Genomic DNA, 16,826 nt, shown 5'->3' with positions numbered 1-16,826 from the left:
GCTACTTCTTCTGCTTTGTCGCTATTGCTGAGCGAAGACGAAAAGACGAAGATCCAGTTTCGATGATCTTGGAGTTGAAGGTGATTCGATCAACCACTGCTCCTGCGAGTCTTGGATCGCTAAAAATACCATTCCATTTGAGAGAACGGAGGATTGGTAGCAACCATCAACGAGGATTGCTCTTCTCTCTCTATGATTACCTGAAAGAGTAGTTCGGCACCGCGTCTATCGAGTTGGAGGTACCCAAGCTCATCAATCCCAAGGACATCAAGGCGCTGATACCTTTCAATGACCTTGGACAATCTATGGTCATCTTGTGCTTCATGGAGTTCATTTACTAAAGTGGCAGCGTTGGTGTAGCGCACTTTCTTTCCTTTTGCTGTCAGGGAGACAAGTGTTCCAATCAAGAGATGGGTCTTACCAGTCCCTGGTCCACCAACTAGAACAACCGAGGTAGCAACGTCACAGAAGTCTCCTCTTACGAGAAACTCTAGAGTCTCTGTAGTTATAGAGGAATCTGCCAAGTTGAACTCACCTAGTAATTTAGTACGAGGTATCTTTGCCTCTATTAAAAGACGTTGGCATCGTCGGGCCTCGCGTTCGGTCAGCTCTAGAGATAAAAGCTCGGTGATAAATCGCAGATGACTCCAACCATCTCTTTTGGCTTGGGCCAAGATATCGGCGAAGTTGGCACCAATTGCAGGCAGGCGTAGAGCTTTCGCGTAATCAGCTATATCTAGAAGTTCGGACTCTTGGCTCATGAGGCCACCTGGCCCATTAGGAGTTGCTCATATTGACCAAGGTCTACCAACTCGCTGGTAACCTCTGGACATTTAGAAAGAGGAACAGTTTCTTTTGGCTCTAGATATTCTCGAGCTTTGATCTCAACATAGGAAGCCTTCGGACTATTCATCTCAAGAGCGCAATTGATACCAGCTACTATTGCTGCTTTTACGACCCACATTCCCCGTAGCACCGAGTGTCGAACTAAAACTCCAATGCCCTCACTCGTCAAGACATGCCAAAAAGCACCGACCCTCCCTAGCAATCCAGCGCAGATCGAAAACACATCCAAGATGGCATGGAAGATCTTTCGCGCAAGACCCAAGGCATTCTCAAACCTACGGAGAAACTTACCGAGCTCGTTGCGCTTACAGAGTGAAGCGGCCCAACTTTACTTTCGTAGCAGATCCATCGACGATGCTGATATGGGGATTCAACTGTAACCGTTCGCTACTACAGATTAAGTAGATTACGTAACTTGCGCCTCCGCTCATCAGAGGAAAGCCCGGGGATTGACCCTGCTCGCGACCATTTTACCTTTGCATAAGCCGTGAAGACCATGCACACTTTGTGTGCCAGAAAATCAAGTCAAACATTGACAGCCCCGATTCTTCAATTTCATCGACAATCCGTTTCTGCAAAAAGGACGATTCTTAGCGATCAATAAAACAGAGGCTAAGTGAGCGAACCGCCCTCGTAGCCTCTGTTTATTTACGCATCTACAAATTCGTCATTCCGCACTACACGCGATGAGAATGACTTACTTCAAACTGTCAACTTTGTTCAGTGTCACCCAATTGGCGATTGCTTCCGGAACGCAAAAGAACAAGACCTGCAAGACCCACAGTCGCGACTAACAGCCACCACAGATTGGAGCTCCAGGGTTTACCTGTATGGACCGCCGGTACGATCACGGACGACTGAGTCGTGGACGAAGGCTGAGCAGCGACGGTAGTCGGAGACGACGACGGTTGCGAGACCGACGTCGGTACAATAGTCGTTGTTACCGGTGCAGTAGTAGTTGGTGCAGTAGTAGTTGGTGCAGTAGTAGTTGGAGAAGTTATCGTCGGTGCGACCGTAGCAGGCGTCACCGGCGCCGGTGCTAAAGGCACACCAACAGCCAAGTAGGTCGGGTCAATCGAAGTGCCAACACCTGGACCAATATTATCTAACGATACCGATGTTATGTAATTATAAGGGTCGACATCCGCAACGCTGTCCGTACCGACTTGCTGGATCTCAGCCGAGTAGGTCGCACTTCCATCTGAAGTGTAGGCAATCCCCTGCAAACTATACGCTGGGGTAATAGGAACATCTTTGATCGTTGACCCTGAAGACGCAGAACGTACTGCTACGTAACTCGGACCATTGCCATTTACCGTCATCTGCAATGTTGATCCGTCTGGACTCAAAGTGATCCAAATCGGTTGATCGCCAGCATTGGTTAGGGCAGTTGTGTAGTTGGCGTTACCACTTGCTATATCGAAACTCGAAAAGTTGTAAAAGCTCTTGTTATTTTTGGTGGTGATGGCACTCGGTGTTACGAAGACTGAGGAGTTACTCATTGCCAGAGAATTTGGAATTGTGGTAGCAATTGGGATTATTGCTGGCGCAGTTGAAGACTGAATCACATCTCGATTGACCTGATAGATCGCCACTTCACCCGTGGATACGTTTTGCGAAGCGGAGGTATTCAAAGTTACCCCGAGATGACTACCGTCTGGAGATATTGCGATGTCGGTTGGAGTTCCGCTAGGAAGATTGGTAGTGTTGGAAATCGTGGGAGGATTCGAGGTCAAGCTAATTGTCTCGATCTCATATCCATTAGGGCCACTGGTGACTACGTACAGCACCTTGCCGTCAGGAGATGCGGCAACGATCAAAGTGAACCTTCTCGCCGGTATCGTCACATAACTGCAAATAGTACGCTGACTGACTCTAGTGCATCTCGGTATTGCTCGAAATCTCCGGTGAGCGATATCTTCCTTGTTGGGTTACCTTCGTCAAGAAGAACCTTACCTCCGGTGAGATCGGATACTCTTTGAGCCTGTGCTTTTGTCCGCATTACTGCGATCATGAGCACACCGCATCAATAGCACGCTGAGCTTTGTTAGCAGCCGAACTGCGACCGTAGAGGCGAACACAGAGAGACGTGAGCAGCTCCGTGACGTCGCGCACTAGATCGTCATCTACCTCGGCTGGATCTACCACAACCAATTTCCTGGACTGAGCCTCAAGTGCGGCCTCTATATATTCGGCTCCAAACCGACAGAAGCGGTCTCTGTGCTGTAGCAGAATCGTGTCTACTGTTGGGTCTTTCAGTAGAATCAGAAACTTTCGCCTATGTCTGCGAAGGGCCGAACCAACTTCTGTGACTACGCGATCTATTGAGTACCCGTGCTCTGTAGCCCAAGTGAGAACTCTGGCAACCTGACGATCTAGGTCTGATTTTTGATCTACAGAAGACACTCGTGCATATATGACGGCAGACTTAGATACGGACGGTTGAGACTCTAGATCTCCCACCAATATGAGTTGCCCTACTTTAGCGCAGGGACAGGCAGAGTACCGGCACGATACCACTTATATGCCGTTTGAGGATGTATACCTTGGGACAGTGCCCACTCACGTAAGTTCATTACATATCGTTATAGAACATCTTTGTGCCAACTGTTGCAACCCCGTCACCACACATCAAGGCAATCTTTGCTCGAAATACCTGATTTGCAGGTGCGGTAGTCTTTCTAATCACCGATTCAAGGTATTTGCGATCATTCTCATCGATTACTAATCCAATTGGTCGGAGCTTATTCCTATGTCCTTTTCTTATCGAGCTCTATCGCTCATAAGGTAAAACAAAGGCACAAATCATTAATTCCGCATATTACAAGGAAATTACCAAAAGAGACACTAGATGAGAGCCAAAACCCAAGAAAATTCAAACAAGACACAAAGAAACGACGATGCCACGGCAACCAAATAGTTAAAACAAATAGCCTTACTTTGACATAGAGGGGAGTTAGACGTCTAGCGCACGAGCCCTATTCGATATAGAAACAGGCGACTGAAGTGATGGTCTCGCAATTAATAATTTAATCGCTATCCCCATTAATAATTTAGACGATAGAGACAATTGATGAGCTTTAGCCTGTCCTGTTTGCCGAGATTGCCTTTATTGCTCGAGCAAGTAATACGATCCTATCGCGAACTTCGCCTTCCAGTTCGTCTATATACGCCCTTGAAAGATTTGACTTTGCATCTTGAAGGTAGATATGAAGTCGACCATGTGCCATATTTGCACTATTGAACTCATCGAGGAGCCCCCATTTTTCAAAACGTCGATCGAACCAATCTCCAAGCTCACATGAGGCATCTGTGGAACTTAGGAATCGACTATTGGTATGAAAATGCTGAAAGTGCAAGAAGTGGCCTATCAGCTCAAAGTCTTCCACTGGTAAAGCCACATCCAAATTGGGTTTTATTGGTTGATTTCGTATAATCGAAATGCTTTCGCTAAGGTCTCTTGGTCTACCATATAGATATCCTTGAGCAAACTTACCGCCAAGGGTCACCCAGAGTTCTTCTTGGGCTCGGCTTTCAATTCCTTCTAAAACGACCCTTGCGTTCGCGAGTCGCCCAAGCATCAATAAAGAGCTAAATACAGCATAGGTATTTGGATCATTATCAGCCTCTAAGAGGAAAGACCTGTCTATCTTAATCTCATCCACAGTCAACTTAGCAATCGAAGAAAGAGAGGTAAATCCACTGCCAAAATCGTCCATGGAGATCCTAAATCCACTGCCCTTAAGTGCTGAGATTCTAAGACGAGCTTCTTCAAAATCCTCAATTGCTACATCTTCAGTTATCTCGATTACGAAGGATCTGCTCCTGGAAGATAGGGGCTCTAAGTCATTCTCAAAGTCCGAACCAAGAAAGTGCGACGGTGAAAAATTCAACGAGAGATCCACTGCCTCTAGCCCTTGACGATCCAAGATCTCTCGCGCGGAGCTGGCTCTTTTGATCAGATACCTGCCAACACTTCGAGCTAAAACGGGATTGTTTTTAAGCTCTCCAATGACTACCGAGGTCTCAAAGCTTCCCCAGCGAAGTAGCATCTCTAACCCACAAACATCTCCCGTAGAAATTTGGACCTTAGGTTGATATTTGAAGCTAACTACACCTTTTTCAATCGCATCAGGCAACTTTTCACGAACTGAGTTCCGCACACCTACGCTACGAGCGACTTCACCACCATAGAACTTAAATTGATCTCCACCTCCTGATTTGGCTGCATATAGAGCTTCGTCTGCTTTAGCTAAGAGGGAGTCGAAAGAAGCGTCATCCAAAGGTGCAAAAGCCCATCCAAAGCTACCCGTAACGCTCAGTTCAAACGTGCTATCACGGATCAAGTCACTAATTCGATCTACAAAACTTGAAATCTCGCTTACATCTTGGATTCGAAGGCAAAAGCCAAACTCATCACCACCCAAACGAGCAACGATTTCGCTACTGCGAGATGCTTCCAAAATCTTCTGACTCAAGACTTTTAGATATCGATCCCCAGCCTGATGGCCAAAAGAGTCATTCAAATCCTTAAAGCCATCAAGATCCAAAATTCCAATGGCAATAATCTCATCTTTTCTATTTTCAAGCGCAATCGCGCATTGGTACTCAAAAGCAGCTCGATTGCCGATACCAGTCAAAAAGTCCATACTAGCTAAGGTGCTCAGACGGGATCGCTCTTGGTTGAGACTCACTTTGAGATCGATCTCACCAAATCCATGCTCAATCATCATCGCTACCGTCTTTATCATCTGTACAACGGAGTCAGATAGAGCCTCAAGCTGATTAGAGGTAACAATCAAGACTCCAAATGCGCGACCGTCCCGCCGAACAGGAGCGGCTACCGCCGAAATCCATCCATTTGAGTGCAGAAGCTTATGCCAATGGGCCAGATCGACATCCCTATGGTTACGATCGCAGACTTGAACCGAATCCCCGAAGGCCAACTTGGCCAAAACTGATCTCTTTTTTTCTAACTCAAACGCGACTAACAACCGATCAAATTCATCCACTGCGATTCCACTGGCCGCCACGGTTCTTAGGGTTCGCAACTTCCTATCTCTCTTTAGAAAGATTCCGGTGCTAAAGACTCCCTTGGAGACAAGCGCTTTGCAGAGTGGGTCCAACAGCTCTTCCTCGGTCAGCGCAGAAACAAGCACTCCTGCACTTTCGAGCAAAGTTTCATTCAGCTCAGCCAACCAGCGAGAAGTCTCCTTTGCAAGGTTCGCACGGGCTTGGGTGACGGAGCTCTCTTGAATATTGACGAACTCACCGATCAAGTGATCGTCGACTAGATTGTCTTCCTCGTCATATGCAAGTAGTGCCATAACTCCGATTCCATATTCATCTTTTACAATGGGAACTCGAATCAAAGTTGAATGCTCGAAGTTGGCCATAATGGCTGGTCTAAGGGACATAGATGCACTTCCGGCAACTGGCACCCCTGGGGTTACTACTACTTTCCTCGTAATAAGTGACTCAACAAGGGGGTATCTAAGTTCATCTCCAGCCCCGAAGGTCATCGTCCAGCCATCAAGGATCATTTGAGTCTCTGGATCAACAAATCCGTATGCGACCCTAAGGGTACTGTCCTCGTCATGACGAAGAAAGATCGCAGCTCCTGCAACCACTTCGTCTTGAACCAACGCTTGTGTCGCCTCTTTGATAATCTCAATTTCATTTACTGATTCAGAAAATAAGATCTTTGCACGTATAGATTTGGCGGACTCCAAACGTCGATTGCGAACCACGAGAGCTCTCGCCTGAAAGATTCGGTCCAGCTCTTTACCCAGTGCATCAACTATTGGACTAATTCCTCCAGGAATAACTGAATTTGCATGAAGCGATATCGCGATCGCTCCAGTCCGAGCCTGTGAAATCCTAAATGGGAAGTAGATCCTACCTTGGCGGATATCAGAATCTATTCTTGGATGGCTCGAATCATAAGCCTCCAGAAACTGGGTCTCATCGACATATTGCCAGCCCGGTGATTGCACCACTACATCACCGCGACGGATCGAATCAAACGCCCCAACCATTAGATCTTGTGAGTCGAAAAGAGCACTTGAGGAAAGTGAACACTCATGACCGCCACTAGCAACTCGGGTGACCCGATCGTCAAAGCCCGTGCTAATTGTTCCATATGCCACAAATATTGTTACGCGATGAGCATCCAAATATTTTGTGACACAATTAGCCAAAGAGTCGAAAAGACTCTGCTCTGACAGGGCGCAAAACGAATCAAAGTCTCTCGATATCTGGATAAATAAGTTATACAATCCGTCACGATAGGCGGTTTCAGCTCGAATTATCTCCAAGTGAGCCTCTCTGAACTCTACCTCATGGAGATCGATCGCGCGTAACCAACGATCTTTTGGAATCCGGTTTTGATTCCCTAAAAAAGAACGAAGTCGATCCAGGAGCTTCTCATGATTTACAAAGTCACCTAAAAGCTGCTGTCCATCCAAATAAATACCATAAAGACGAAGACGATCCTCTGGCTCGCTTTCGATCAGGGGATGTGCCTTCTCATCGCAACCACCTTCTAGCTCAACAAGATGGATATAGACGGATCGGACGAATCGGTTCACGATGGAGTTCACCGATTGATCTAGGGGAACTTCGGTCATGTCAAGTACCTGTTGGAGTAAAAAATCCGTAATTGTCTTTGTTGGCGAATCGATATTCGTCAAATTATCATTGGAGTCGATAGGAATCTCCCCCTGTTAAAAAATTATGCTAAAAGCCGATAATTATTCTCGTCTCAATAGAAATTTGAAATCAATATTTCGAAATTTAAAGAGGCCATAATCCATGAGCAAATAACTCTTTAATCAGAATATCACTATTCAATCAAAGATGAGGAATATCACCCAAAGAGATAAAAATTACATGACAAATAGAACCATAAAGCCATCTCGATCACATTGATCACACTGATCACGTTGATCACCGTGATCACGTTGAATCAACCACTAATTACAACCCACTAGTCTTAAACCGCTACTCCTAAACCCATCAACCATAGGCAGAGCTGCAAGATCCAAGACTAATTACTAAATGGCTATGGGGCATGCAAGAGCCCATCTCATAAGCAATCTTGAGCAAAAAGACAATCGGCTTCATTGTTTATTAAATACCTACAGATGTGGCGAGGGTGCAATTGGCCAATCTATCAAATAAATGGGCAAAAAGTTGAACGCTATCTCAGGATCAACGAAGAAATACTGCAATAAAGTCGCGCCAAAAGCCATTTAAATAATGCGAAGGTGGGTAATGCATAGCAGCTAGCAAGTTACTTCCCGATGTGCCACGAAGAGGGGAGTAGGAATAGGATGCAAAATTTACCCAATAGGGATTCATGTCAAGTTGCATTCCTCGAACCGCTCCAGCCCAAACCAGTACATTACCAAGAGCCGCCGGGGACAGTCCAGGTCCACCAACCCATATCAAAGCTCCATTTGCGGTTATCCCAAGTCCACTCCGCCAGGTATATAAAAGATTACCTAAAGAAAACCCCCATGTTACAAGCGGATCATAGGTAGCACTTGGCAGGACGGCGCCACCTGAGACTAGAGGAATCAGGTTCTGTCGAACCGCATAGACATTAGGCGACATCGAAACGTCCACGCCCCAAGCCCCAATATCAACAGTTCCATTGCGGAAATTTACGACCGAAGCCGCTCCGTTTACTAGCGGTTGGCCATATTTTCCGCCCTGGTACCAACCTCCCTCAGATTGGTTGAATAAGAATCCCCCTTCAAATGCTGCAATCAGTGAAGGTTGGAGTGACGGAGGTATTGCTCCCTGATTTGGCCAGCTACCGCCTGGCTGAGATGTTCCAGCATAGAGTGACAATCTTGCATAATCTTGATTTATCCATGCAACCGCCACCTGTGGAGCCCCAGCATAAGGAGTGACATAGGTGGCAAAGGTGGCATAGCCTGGGCCAGCGTTGGTACCAATAGGCGACCACGTACCTTCAGCGCTAGATGCTCCGGGTACAATTGGCTTGAGATTCAGGGGAGAATACCAAATCTGGGGATAGGATCCCAAAGTAACGCCATGAGCATTCCATAACGCTAGGGGTCGCGGAATAAAGCCATTATGTGTAGAGACTCTGGGAAACTTGACTTTGGAGCTCGCATAAGCGGCTTTTGGAGCCGACATCATTCCGAATAATAAAAACAGGAGAAGCAGAACTCTGCCAAGGTACCTTATCGACCCGTTTCGAGGTTGAGACCTTCTCTCTAACCTCCACTTTTCCAATAAACCTACAAGGCTAGCTACAGAACTGATTCTCTTCAATCTAACGTGCACTCATAATAAAAACTGGGGCATCAAATGCCAACTATTAATATCGCCAATTAGGTAAACAAGTTTATTAGTAGTCCAGGACATAGGTGAGCTCCTGGATCTTCCTATTATCAAATTCGGTTACCCTATCAAAAAATTGGCTCACCTAGACACTACTATCCGTACTTTCATTTGGCACACGGGGCCGAGGACCGGGAGTCATTTTCCCACGCAGATGAGCCTTAATGCAACTACCTCTAGCACCACCTCGGTCCCAAAAGAGCCACCATAACATAGGTGGGATCCCTATGATCGAATTAGCTCAACCTGCCACAGTGGCGCCCTTCAATCTAGGAACCTTCAATGGCTAATAAATTTGAAAACATTAGATCAAGAGTGATCCATATAGCCATGAAATATGCAATAGAGTTAGGTTTGATAGATCAGCGAGGTTTACGATGATCGTAGTTCCACTTCTTTTACTAGCATTTATCGTTCTCATTATCGCAGTTGGACTGCACCTAGGACCGCATTCATCGGTCGGGGCTGGCATTGCCTCAATTGTCTTTGCCGCTGTGACGATACTATCGATTGCCACCAGCACATCGTCGATCTCGATCATCATCTACATTGCCATCTTTGTAATCGCCCTAGGCACCACGGCCTTGGGCATCAAAGGAATTCTGTCCAAGCCCAAAGGCGCCATCGATATCATCCATATGAACCTTTGGGGAAAAACAGGTCTGGCCACAACCGATCTCAATCCTACGGGAACGGTCTCGGTCCAAGGAGAAAGTTGGAGCGCTATCGCCATGGGAGAGGCAATCGAAAAGGGCTCAAAGATCTTTGTGGTCGAAGCCGACCAAATTCACCTAAAAGTAGCGCTGGATCCCCTAGAACTAGCTCCCTTCGTCGATGAATCGCGCCTCGACCCAACTCAAAACAACAAGGGGAATAATGAAAACAATAATTGAAATCGTCGTAGCCGTGGTGCTGCTAGGAGTTATCGTTAGAACTTTATTTTCGACCTTCAAAATAACTAGGGACTACCAGAGACTGGTCGTTTTTCGTTTAGGGAAGTCAAGCGGAGCTAAAGGTCCGGGCTTGATAATGATAAATCCAATTACGGATCGTATCTCTTTAGTGGATCTTCGTGAACAGTTTCTCGAGATCCCACATCAAACTGCCATAACAAAAGATAACGCTCCGATCTCAATCGACTTCATAATGTTTTATCGGGTCTTTGATCCGGTTACCTCTGTAGTAAACATCAGAGACTTCTCCGGGGCTGCGTTAAATATCGCAGCAACGACCTTGAGAAGCGTGGTAGGAGATATGGCCCTTGACGACGTCCTATCCAAAAGGGAGGCAATGAATACCTCACTAAGAGTCAAATTAGACGAAGTCACCGAACGATGGGGTGTGAAGGTAACCAACGTTGAAGTACGAGAGATAAACCCGCCACCGGCAGTTCAAGAGGCTATGACGAGACAAATGTCAGCCGAGCGGACTCGGCGTGCTGTGGTCACTGAATCCGAAGGTAAAAAGCAGGCCGCCATCACGGTTGCAGAGGGTCAAAAACAGGCCGACGTACTATCGGCTGAAGGCGCCCAACAGGCTGCAATCCTCACAGCTGAGGCGGAACGTCAATCGGCAGTGCTACGTGCCGAGGGACTTGCAAGCGCGCTCTCTGTCATTGGTGAAATCGCCAAAGGCACTGATCCAAACACAATACTGCTCCAATATCTAGGCGCACTCAAAGAACTTGCAAATTCACCATCGACCAAGATCTTATTTCCTATGGAACTTACCAATCTTTTATCTGGAGTTAGAGATATCGTAGAACGCCAATCGCCAGGCAACTCTAACACCCTGCGAATCACAAAAGATGCCGTCTAAATATTCATTTGAAGTATCCGTGGAAACCCATCCACGGATACTTCAAATACCATAAAGAGATAGCACTCTTACCACAGCCCCAGCAAGTAAGGCGAAATCAGTGAGCCACGTCGATACTTGCCTAAATCAAAAACGATTCCTCATAGGCCAAACTAGCGCGATCGATCAGTGAACTTTGCGGTTGGATTCCACCAGTTTGCATCTCCCATCACACGGATAATTGCTGGAACTAAAATTCCGCGAACCAACGTCGCATCCAAAACGACAGCGACACCTGTTCCCACTCCAAAGACTTGAAGAAAGCTCAGTGACGAACTTCCAAAAGAAAAAAACGTCACCGATAGAATCAATGCCGCAGTTGTGATTATCCCTCCCGTATGAGACATGCCGTTGATAACCGCACTTATAGTATCTAGACCTTGGTCGTGGCCCTCTTTGATTCGAGAGAGCAGAAATACCTCGTAATCTATTGAAAGACCGAAACTTAGACAAAACATTAAAACCAAGAGTTGAGTCGGTAGAGGCTGAGGTGTGAAACCTAAGAAGCGCAAGGCATGGCCCTCCTGAAAGACCCAAACCACAAAACCAAAGCTAGCTGCAATGCTGAGACCATCAAGAACGAGAGCCTTCAAAGGCAGAACAAAGCTCCGCGTAAATAAAAATAGCAGGATAAACGTACCCAAAGAAATAAGAGCGATAGCTAGTGGAAGAGATCTAGCAATAGAGCTGTTTTGGTCGATCAAGGTCGCGGTAAAACCTGAAATATAGGATCTGCCACCACCTGGCACCAGCGTTGCTTGCACCTTGTGGACAATGCTCTGAGCTTGGGGCGAAAGATCGTTTGGGGCAAACGAAACGTCTAACAACGATGCATTGGAATTGACCATTGGGCCATGAGATGATGCATTGGCACGATTAGATCCAGGGATAAGAGTACCATTTTGATAGATCCCCACTTGGCACAAGACTTGGCTTACCCCAGCTATCTCGCTGAGTTGCTTGGCATAGCTTTCGTCGCTACTTGAAGATAGGGCCGTGGAGGTCACAACATTTATAAAATTATTTTCATTGAGTGGAAAGTCCGTAGCCAAAATCTTTGAAAATTGTCGGGCTGAAGCATTGATAGGAAGGGAATTCTGATCAGGAGTTCCAAAGTGAATGTTCATCAATGGTAAGGCTGCGATGAGAAGAACTCCTACGACAGGCACTCCGGAGCGGAAAGGTCTCGAGGTAACCACAGTCGAAAGTCTTCGCCAAGCATGAGATTCGCCTTCGAGATTGATTGCCTTTGCAAAGAGTGCCAAAGAGTTCACTCTCTCTCCCAGAAGGACTAAGACACTGGGTAAAAGCAGCAAAGCCGCTAGCGCAGAGAGAAAGACTACAGCTATCCCCGCAAAGCCAAAACTTCGAATAAAGTAGACGGGAAAGGTGATCAAAACAGCCAGCGAAACCGCTACCGTAAGGGCTGAAAAAAATATAGTTCGCCCCGCGGTCTCAATCGTACGTTCGATCGCTTCCAAAGCGTCATAGCCCAGAGCGAGTTCCTCTCTGAAGCGGCTTACCACTAAAAGCGAGTAGTCGATGGAAAGTCCAAGCCCCAGTGCAGTAGTCATGTTGAGCGCAAAGATACTTACGTGAGTAGTACGAGCTAAGAAATAGAGGACGGCTAAGGTCATTGGGATCGAGGCCAACCCCAACATCGCAGGAAGAAGTGCTGCAACCACACTGCCAAAGGCTACTAGCAGTAACAGAAATGTTATTGGAATAGCGATGGTTTCGGCTTTTTTCAAATCCGAGGTGGTCTGATTGGTTATCTCATTTCCAATCTGACTAAATCCACCGACTATGACTGAGACGTCGGAGTAAGAGGCGTTAGGACCTCTCGGTAAAATCTCCTTGACTATGGAAGCGGTAGTTGCCGAATAACCCATAGAAGTCTTACCTTTTACGGTTACTAAGATCAACCCTTCACTTTTATTACTCGAGACCAGGCCAGACCCACCTGGTCCGATAAAGCTCTCTATTGCAGAAATAGACGAGTTAGAGCGAAGCTTCGACAAGATCTCTGATGCTGAACTCATAGAACTTTTAGATGTAATAGCTCCGTTCTTTGCCCGAATAACAAACCCCAGATTAGATGGCTGACCAAATTCCTTGGCAAGAAGGTTACTGGCAACTTGTGAAGGTGCATTTGCTGGTACATAGCCACCTGATCGCAGATATCTTGAGGCATGCAAACCAAAAAAACCAAAGACGCCCAGAAGACAAACCCATGTGAATATGACCCGGAGCGGATGTGCAATTACAATTCGCTTTAGCCACCTATACAATATAAAATCCCATCGCGAGGGACGATTCTTCTCGGGAGTTATCCCAAAAAGCCAAACCATAGCACTCACCATGCACTACTTGTTCATCTCGGAAGGGATACATGGATCTTTATCTTATTCACCTTGATCCATGGTCGCTCGAGATGCCCGAAAGCTTTGCCAAGATCAAAATATGGTTAAAAGATAAAGTCTGACAATATCTTTGCATAGCTGCTGCTAAATGAGACTTTGAATCTCCAATCCCATGGGCAAGTTAGCTCTATGCGGCACACGCGCCAGTGCTAACTGCAGAGGTGGAATTAGCCGCCTTGGCAATCGATTGAGATACGGCTGGCATAGCGAGTGCGAATCCCACATCTGGATTAGTAGTCGACCTAGAAAATACGACCCCAATAACTTGGCCTTTAAGATTGACGATAGGTCCCCCAGAGTTACCTGGGCGCACAATCGCCTCAAGCTCATATACCAGTCGATCGGTGATGGATTGGTTGTAGATATCTCGACCCTGGGCTGTAAAGGCATCCATTACGCCCGCACTGGAGGTTGTAAGTGGCCCACCACCCGGATAGCCAAGAACTACGCCCTGTTCACCTCGAGCGGCCACTGAAGTTGCAATCGGCAAAGAAGCTTCTGCCAATCCCGTAGTCCGCAATATTGCAATGTCAAGTTTTGGATTAAAATAGACCACCGAGGCTGGGTGCTGACCAAAAGCGTCCATAATCGTAATTCCATGGGTTCCAGCCACTACGTGCGCATTAGTTACAACTTCGTTACTAGCAATCACGAAGCCAGATCCCTCTTGAATCTGGCCGCATCCTATCCCTTCGATCTTGACGACCGACTTCTCCGCGGCGGCGGTCACAGAATTTATCTGACCTTGACTTGGGAGAGCTACGGGTCCGGCAACAGCTGGCGGAAGCGCCGCAAAGACAGACGGGAAACCCGCCGAGTCGACAAAACCTTGAATTCTAGTAAAAAGGCTCGGAGCCGGAGGCATCACGCCCGTAATACCCTTTACAATTCTTGAACCAGCAACTTGGGCAGATAGACCTGCTAGTGGTATGTTTACCGCAATTGCAGACGTTACCCAAACAACAAGTAAAGTTGCAACTACAGCGACCCCACCACCAATGGCCGAGTCAACACCGCCCAAATGAAAACGACTCAAATTTTTCGAAACTATATTCCCTAGATGACGACCAAAGCCACCAACGATCGATGCAAATCCAAAGAGAATTAAAAGTAAAACGACAGTACGCAAAAAGCTAGATGAAATCAACCCAGCCACGCGAGGTGCTATTAGTGCTCCCAGAAAGAGACCGATCCAAAATCCACCATACGAACCTAGCTGAACTGCCGCACCAAGTTGCCCACCACGAATAGCGGCATAGCCAACGCCGATCAGAATAATTAGGTCAATCCAATTGAAACCCATTACTGTCGAAATAATCCAAATTTGGGACAAGAACAACTGCGTACCTTAAGGCGATCCTAGCGCGAAACACGCTTCTTTGATTTTATGTCTTATTTAGCGATTTCGTCAGTGCAATTACCTAAGAGATAGTAGTCATGCACCTAAAAGCCATCATAAACCTTCATGGCTGGCAGATAAGAGCTCCAACTGGGTATCGATCTGCTCCTTTTCAACTGGCTGTCCAATATGATAGCCCTGAACCTTATCGATCTCCAACGCACGCATGATTCGAATCTGTTCCGCGCGCTCAACACCGATACCAACAACCTCCGCATCAAGGCTATGGGCGAGCTTTACCAATCCGCCCATGACACGGTAGGAGCGTTCGTTTTCTCCAAGTGACAGAACAAGCGATCTATCAATTTTGACTTGGCTGACCGGATATCGCGAAAAGATTCCGAGCGCAGAAATACCTGCCCCAAATTCGTCAACGCTCAAAGAGACTCCATATTCGCTCAACCTCTCAATCGACGCGTGGCTACGAGACTTTGGATCAAGGTCAAGCGCTCCAAGTTCGATAAAGATGCGATCCTTGGCGATAGTGACATTATCTAGCTGTGAAATAAGTGCCTCGACGACGTCGGGTTCGTCTAACTCGTCACCAGACAGATTGATCCCCATGGTCAGCAGCTGATCTGGATAGAGTTGAGACCATGAAGTCAATGCAGACAGAGCTGCAGCTCCTACCTGGGTACCCAGCCTCGGAAGTCGACCAATCTCTTTTGCAACTGGTATAAATTCGATCGGCGAAATCAGCCCCCGCTCAGGATGGTGCATCCTTACCAGCGCTTCGACGCCACAGATTCTTCGGTGTTCTAAAGAAATAATGGGCTGAAATAGGACAACGAGCTCCGATGAGTCGATAGCACGTCGCACAATATTTTCAAAGCTTCTCCGATCCGTTGCACTCGAGGAGCGGAGGTCGCTGTAATACTCCACCTTGCTCGCGCCGCGCGCCTTGGCCCTATCGCGAGCCGCCATGGCCTGAGACAAAAGATCTTGCCCGCTAAAGTCTGAATTAGTCACGATGGTAACCCCAACACAAGCGGTCACGACCACTTCTTCGCCATCTGGAGCAACCACGGGCGTATCCAAAATTGACCTTAGCGTCCGGGTGACCATCTCCACCTGCGCGACCTCAGTTATGCCTATGCACAAAAGACCGAAGCGGTCCTTCTCGATATGCACAAGAGGAAACACTCCTCCAAGTGCATCTTCAAATCGATGCGCCACAACCCCTAATACTGAATTCGAGCCACTCACACCGAGTGCGCTTTGAATTATGGCGAACCGGTCTATGTCAATTACAAGAAGGGCCAAACCGCCGACTTCAACGCCAACAACAGATTGAATTCGCTCATATTCATAAAAGAGATAGTCCAGTCCGTACAACCCGGTAACACTTTGAATCTCAAACGAAACCATTGGTTGAGCGTCTCTTGGACCCAAAAGATCATCTTGGTCTTGCAGCAATGCTATATCAATCATAATTTGAAGTTCCTCGTCGGTTTGGCTCCTACCTGCGACTCGGAGCACCATCTCTCGATATTCACTAGAAGCATCCAATAGGCGAATAGAGATTTCACCTAAAACACCACTCGACCAAAAGTCATCGACCACCTGAGCATATAAAAATTGGTCCTCGGGGTGAATTAGCGATATGAAATTAACCATCTCTAGATCACTTTGGCCATAACCTGTAATCGAAGTTATCTCAGGGGTACAGGAGGCAACCATCCCTGATGAAAAGGAGATTATAAGGCGTGTCCATGCCATCCCGACCTCAGAATTCAGATAAGATACGCTCGTCAAGCACACACCGCCCTTATGAATTTAGTTAACACGCCCGAAGCAACTTCAATTAGAGATCTCAGAGAGCTCTTGACCCACAAATCCAGTCGACAACAAAACTCCTCGAAGGGGTTTTTTGGATTTCCACCGCCCGTTCCCGAATCTATAGTTTTATCGGCATCGAAAATACT

12 protein-coding genes and 1 pseudogene are annotated in these 16,826 nt (G+C 46.9%); 2 read left to right on the top strand and 11 right to left on the bottom strand.

The features are described from left to right. Position 1: 1 nt before the first annotated feature. The 8 genes and pseudogenes from AXFE_RS21570 to AXFE_RS14165 form a co-directional block, all read right to left on the bottom strand. Positions 2-97 (bottom strand): ATPase, encoded by a 96-nt coding sequence (locus tag AXFE_RS21570; protein WP_407071681.1) that lies wholly within the window; start codon positions 95-97, stop codon positions 2-4. A 22-nt stretch (positions 98-119) separates the two neighbouring features. Beyond that, positions 120-761, bottom strand: coding sequence for an ATP-binding protein (locus AXFE_RS14190; protein ID WP_052606614.1), 642 nt, complete (start codon positions 759-761; stop codon positions 120-122). Further along, the gene (locus tag AXFE_RS14185; RefSeq protein WP_052606613.1) at positions 758-1,108 is read right to left on the bottom strand and encodes a hypothetical protein; all 351 of its coding nucleotides are present in this window, start codon (positions 1,106-1,108) and stop codon (positions 758-760) included. The genes AXFE_RS14190 and AXFE_RS14185 overlap by 4 nt, the downstream gene beginning before the upstream one ends. 448 nt (positions 1,109-1,556) lie before the next feature. Continuing rightward, complete coding sequence (locus tag AXFE_RS14180) at positions 1,557-2,666, bottom strand: lactonase family protein (RefSeq protein ID WP_052606612.1); 1,110 nt, start codon at positions 2,664-2,666, stop codon at positions 1,557-1,559. A gap of 23 nt (positions 2,667-2,689) precedes the next feature. Further along, positions 2,690-2,860, bottom strand: coding sequence for a hypothetical protein (locus AXFE_RS20100; protein ID WP_160291874.1), 171 nt, complete (start codon positions 2,858-2,860; stop codon positions 2,690-2,692). Further along, positions 2,857-3,422, bottom strand: a pseudogene (locus AXFE_RS14175) (IS607 family transposase). The gene AXFE_RS20100 and the pseudogene AXFE_RS14175 overlap by 4 nt, the downstream one beginning before the upstream one ends. Before the next feature lie 504 nt (positions 3,423-3,926). After that, positions 3,927-7,538 (bottom strand): putative bifunctional diguanylate cyclase/phosphodiesterase, encoded by a 3,612-nt coding sequence (locus AXFE_RS14170; protein WP_052606611.1) that lies wholly within the window; start codon positions 7,536-7,538, stop codon positions 3,927-3,929. Positions 7,539-8,058: 520 nt separating this feature from the next. Continuing rightward, complete coding sequence (locus tag AXFE_RS14165) at positions 8,059-9,018, bottom strand: hypothetical protein (protein WP_152626109.1); 960 nt, start codon at positions 9,016-9,018, stop codon at positions 8,059-8,061. Between the two features lie 581 nt (positions 9,019-9,599). On the opposite strand from AXFE_RS14165, the gene AXFE_RS14160 reads away from it, so the two are divergent. Both AXFE_RS14160 and AXFE_RS14155 read left to right on the top strand, forming a co-directional pair. Then, positions 9,600-10,115 carry an NfeD family protein gene (locus AXFE_RS14160; protein ID WP_052606609.1) on the top strand — a complete coding sequence of 172 codons (516 nt, stop codon included), beginning with the start codon at positions 9,600-9,602 and terminating at the stop codon, positions 10,113-10,115. Further along, positions 10,099-11,040 carry an SPFH domain-containing protein gene (locus AXFE_RS14155; RefSeq protein ID WP_082058779.1) on the top strand — a complete coding sequence of 314 codons (942 nt, stop codon included), beginning with the start codon at positions 10,099-10,101 and terminating at the stop codon, positions 11,038-11,040. The genes AXFE_RS14160 and AXFE_RS14155 overlap by 17 nt, the downstream gene beginning before the upstream one ends. A 152-nt stretch (positions 11,041-11,192) precedes the next feature. Here the strand turns inward: AXFE_RS14155 and AXFE_RS14150 are convergent, their stop codons facing one another. The 3 genes from AXFE_RS14150 to AXFE_RS14140 form a co-directional block, all read right to left on the bottom strand. Beyond that, entirely contained in the window at positions 11,193-13,430 is a 2,238-nt protein-coding gene (locus AXFE_RS14150) for an MMPL family transporter (RefSeq protein WP_052606607.1), read from the bottom strand. A gap of 199 nt (positions 13,431-13,629) precedes the next feature. Next, positions 13,630-14,841, bottom strand: a complete 1,212-nt coding sequence (locus tag AXFE_RS14145) for a MarP family serine protease (protein WP_152626108.1) — start codon at positions 14,839-14,841, stop codon at positions 13,630-13,632. A gap of 114 nt (positions 14,842-14,955) precedes the next feature. Beyond that, positions 14,956-16,656, bottom strand: coding sequence for an EAL domain-containing protein (locus tag AXFE_RS14140; RefSeq protein ID WP_052606605.1), 1,701 nt, complete (start codon positions 16,654-16,656; stop codon positions 14,956-14,958). Positions 16,657-16,826: the final 170 nt, after the last annotated feature.

This window comes from Acidithrix ferrooxidans (assembly GCF_000949295.1).
GTDB lineage: Bacteria > Actinomycetota > Acidimicrobiia > Acidimicrobiales > Acidimicrobiaceae > Acidithrix > Acidithrix ferrooxidans.
This window is presented reverse-complemented; position numbering and strand designations above follow the sequence as displayed.

Coding starts and splice junctions, on each gene's coding strand:
- AXFE_RS14190 (WP_052606614.1), bottom strand. CDS start 761: ATGAGCCAAGAGTCCGAACTTCTAGATATAGCTGATTACGCGAAAGCT.
- AXFE_RS20100 (WP_160291874.1), bottom strand. CDS start 2,860: ATGATCGCAGTAATGCGGACAAAAGCACAGGCTCAAAGAGTATCCGAT.
- AXFE_RS14165 (WP_152626109.1), bottom strand. CDS start 9,018: ATGATGTCGGCTCCAAAAGCCGCTTATGCGAGCTCCAAAGTCAAGTTT.
- AXFE_RS14160 (WP_052606609.1), top strand. CDS start 9,600: ATGATCGTAGTTCCACTTCTTTTACTAGCATTTATCGTTCTCATTATC.
- AXFE_RS14155 (WP_082058779.1), top strand. CDS start 10,099: ATGAAAACAATAATTGAAATCGTCGTAGCCGTGGTGCTGCTAGGAGTT.
- AXFE_RS14150 (WP_052606607.1), bottom strand. CDS start 13,430: ATGGTTTGGCTTTTTGGGATAACTCCCGAGAAGAATCGTCCCTCGCGA.